At 63.0% G+C, this 2,443-nt stretch carries 1 protein-coding gene; it reads left to right on the top strand.

The window, feature by feature from the left end; genetic code table 11:
- Positions 1 to 530: 530 nt before the first annotated feature.
- Positions 531 to 2,360 carry a reverse transcriptase/maturase family protein gene (locus tag ACFZB9_RS36840; RefSeq protein ID WP_391454529.1) on the top strand — a complete coding sequence of 610 codons (1,830 nt, stop codon included), beginning with the start codon at positions 531 to 533 and terminating at the stop codon, positions 2,358 to 2,360.
- Positions 2,361 to 2,443 lie beyond the last annotated feature (83 nt).

The following is a 2,443-nucleotide window of genomic DNA, read 5'->3' as shown; positions in this document are numbered from 1 at the left end:
GTGCGCCCTGAAAGCGCCTGGTTGTATTCCCGGTAGAACCGGGAGGAATTCGGAGGTTATTCCTGGGTCCAATGGCTTACCTGGCGTCGAAAGACGAAGGGGACCGTAGCATGCCAGAGAAGCGGCGACCGGGTCCAGATATCAGGGACGGTGCTCCGCGGGACCCGCGCGATACGGTGAAAGCTGGATTGCCTGAACCCCAATCTCCAGTCGATTCAAAGACAGATCCGCCGGAAAGATATCCGAAACCGGCGCCGCTCCCTGCATCAGGTCACTCGAACGCCGATGCAACTCCGGAGAGCGGGGCGATGCCCAGCGAGGGCATTCAAGGAGATGAGTGGGGCACCTAAGTCGCGCTAGTACGTACAGCCAGGACGAACAGGGGATCACCTAAAGGGCGCGAGCCCCATGGTGACGGAGTGTCCGTAGTAGTCGCAGGAGTCACGACCTGCCAAGGAGGGCGGGAAAGCCGGCCACAGGGCAAAGGGACACAGGTGACCGGATATCAACGAGACCGGAAGGTATGCGTAATGCAGAGCGCCGAAGCGGTACTTGATATCCTCCGTGAACGCGGCAGGCGAGGCCTGCCGTGCAACGAACTCTATCGACAGATGTTCAACCCGCAGTTGTATCTCACAGCCTATGGGCGCATCTACTCCAACAAGGGGGCGATGACACCCGGGGCGACAGGGGAAACCGCGGACGGCATGTCACTGGCAAAGATCGGACGCGTCATCGACGCGATGCGCCACGAGCGCCACCGATTCAAGCCGGTCAAGCGGGTCTTCATCCCGAAGAAGAACGGGAAACGAAGGCCGCTGGGCCTTCCGTCCTGGACGGACAAACTGGTCGGCGAGGTGATGCGCCTCCTGCTGGAGGCGTACTACGAACCGCAGTTCTCCGACCACTCCCATGGCTTCCGCCCTGGTCGGGGCTGCCACACCGCACTGCGGCATGTGGCCATCGCCTGGACCGGGGCCAGCTGGTTCATCGAGGGCGACATCGCCCAGTGCTTCGACGCACTCGACCATCGGGTGATGCTCGAAACGCTGGGAGAGAAGATCCACGACAACCGGTTCCTGCGGCTGGTGCGCAACATGCTCAAAGCCGGATACCTGGAGGACTGGAACTGGAACGCCACGCTGAGTGGTGCTCCGCAGGGCGGCGTCCTGTCGCCCATCCTGTCCAACATCTACCTGCACCGGTTGGACACCTTCGTCGAGAAAGTTCTCGTGCCGGAGTACACCCGAGGGGGACTCAGGGCGAGGAACCCCGAGTACCGAAGGGTCGAAAAGGATATCGTGCGCGAGCGACGGCACGGAGACCGCGCCGCCGTGCGCGTCCTGCGCAAGCGACTGCATTCTCTCCCGAGTCAGGACATGAACGACCCGGGATACCGTCGCCTGCGCTATGTGAGATACGCCGACGACACCCTCCTCGGGTTCGCCGGACCCAAGGCCGAAGCCGACGAGATCAAACAGCGCCTCGCCCAGTTCCTGCGTGATGACCTCAAGCTGGAACTGTCCGAGGAGAAGACCCTGGTCACCCATGCCAGAACACAGGCTGCCAGATTCCTCGGCTACGAGATCAGGACTCAGCGGGACGACGGAAGGTCCGAGCGGAAGAAGGGAACCCGGCGGCTGCGCCGCTCGGTGAACGGAACCATCGCCCTCCATGTCCCGAAAGACGTGATCAAGGCCAAATGCGCACCATACCTGGCACGCGGGAAGCCCGCGCATCAGCCGTCGATGTACAAACACGACGACTACAATCTCGTCAGCATCTTCGGCGCCAGGTATCGCGGGATCGTCCAGTACTACCTGCTGGCTGGCGACGTCCACCGACTGAACCGGCTGCACTGGGTCATGCAGTCCTCGCTGCTGTGCTCCCTGGCGGACAAGCACCGCTCGACCGTGTCGAAGATGGCCCGCAAGTACAAGGCCACCATCGACACACCGGCCGGGCCACGCAAATGCCTCCAGGTCAGCATCACCCGCGCCCCGAGCAGCAAACCACTGGTCTCCCGGTTCGGCGGAATCCCACTCCAACGCAGGAAGGGCGCGGTCCTCAAAGACCGCGACCCTGTTCGGGCAGTCGCCGCACCACGCCAACGCGAGTTGGTCAGACGTCTGTTGGCCGGGTTCTGCGAGCTGTGCGGAGCGACCGAGAACATCACGGTCCACCAGATCCGCAAACTCGCCGAGCTCGACCTCTTCGGGCAGGAACAACCCAACTGGGCCGCCGACATGTCCAGGAGGAGACGAGTAACCCTTCTCGTCTGCCCAACCTGCCACGACGGCATCCATGTTGACTGCGAAAACGCACCCCACGGACCTCACTGGAGAGCCCGTTGCGATTAACGTCGCACGACGGGTTCGGGAGGAGGCCGCTGGGAAAAGGACCAAGCCCACGGGCTGGTACCTCGCCCGGCGGCCCACCTCAC

The organism is Kitasatospora sp. NPDC008050 (assembly GCF_042957465.1).
Lineage (GTDB): Bacteria > Actinomycetota > Actinomycetes > Streptomycetales > Streptomycetaceae > Kitasatospora.
The sequence above is the reverse complement of the archived record's forward strand: the minus strand, read 5'-3'. Positions and strand labels throughout refer to the sequence as shown.

Bases quoted from the DNA above. Each gene is read 5' to 3' on its own strand.
- ACFZB9_RS36840 (WP_391454529.1), top strand. From the start codon at position 531: ATGCAGAGCGCCGAAGCGGTACTTGATATCCTCCGTGAACGCGGCAGG.